Source organism: Hymenobacter daeguensis, from assembly GCF_054780555.1.
Genome location: NZ_BAAGWC010000062.1, coordinates 1 through 1,171, shown reverse-complemented (window position 1 = coordinate 1,171; position 1,171 = coordinate 1). Strand labels below are relative to the sequence as shown.

1 pseudogene is annotated in these 1,171 nt (G+C 70.2%); it reads right to left on the bottom strand.

The annotated features are described in order from the left end of the window. Positions 1-1,095: pseudogene (locus ACYVHT_RS23280) on the bottom strand (hypothetical protein); the annotation flags it as partial. Between the last annotated feature and the right edge of the window lie 76 nt (positions 1,096-1,171).

Genomic DNA, 1,171 nt, shown 5'->3' with positions numbered 1-1,171 from the left:
CACCGCGAAATCGGGGCGGGCGGGCATGGCGCGGGGCAGCGGAGCCGCTTCTGCCAGGGCGATGAGGCCAAGGCGGCCGGCCTGCACTGCTGCGTGCAGCGCCCGGGCCTCGGCCGGGTCGAGCGCGGCCAGCGTGGCCGCATCGGCCACCAGCACGCTGAAGCGGGACAGCAGGCCGGGCGTCAGCCGGTTCAGCGGCTGAGTGGGCAGGTTCACGAAATCGGTCTGCACCAGGCCCCGGCTCACGCTGGTGCGCAACGCCACCGGGTAGTGCGCCTCGGCCAGGTAGTTCTTCAAAAACCGAAATTCGAACGAAGGCGCGGCGGCCAGCAGCAGCACGGCCGGCAGCTGCGGGGCAATGATTTCGACGGGAACCGGCTCTGCCAGCGCCGCCTGGCCGGGGCGGCGCAACAGCAGCTCGTACCGGGCAAGTCCCGTCGTTTTGGGCTGGTAATGCAGGTGAAAAGCCCCCCTGCCGGTGGCCAGGCGCACCGAGTCGCGTCCGGCCCCGGCGGCCCGGAGCACCACCCACGCGCCTGCCCGCGAAGCAACCGGAGCGGCCACGGTGCCTTCAATCGGCAAGGTTTCGCCCAACGTCAGGCTTGCCGGCCACCAGGCCGTTGCCAACCCCGCGAAGGGTGCCCCGGGGTGCAGCCGCACCGGCACGTCTTTCAGCATTGGCACATCGGCGGCCGGCAGGCCGTGGCCGAGAACGTGCAGGCTGCGCAAGGCCGGCTGTTGCCCGGCCAGGGCGAGCAGGCTGGGCAGAGCCTGGTATTTAACGGGTTGAATTTGATTGTTATAACGCCAGATGGCTGTGCCCGCGCCCAACTGGCGCAGCAGCTGCCGCAAGGTATCGGGGGAGTAGCCTTCGGTAAGGAGAATGGCCGCCGTGCGTGTAGCCGGCAGGTGGCGTAGGGGCGGGAAGGCCGTGAGCCAGAGTGCGGCGGCAGCTCCGGCACTGGCCAGCACCCGGGCCCCGCGCTGGCGGGGGCGCGGCCGTTGCCAGGCCATGGCCATGAGCCCAAGGCCGAGCAGCAGGCAGCCGGCCAGCAAGCCGTAGTACAGTACCGGGGTGGCGGGTGAAACAAACAAATTATTAATGGCTTAGCTCCTGAAAATAGCGTCGGGCCAGGCGGTCGGGGCCGGGCGGTGGGGTGGGGGCGGGCGG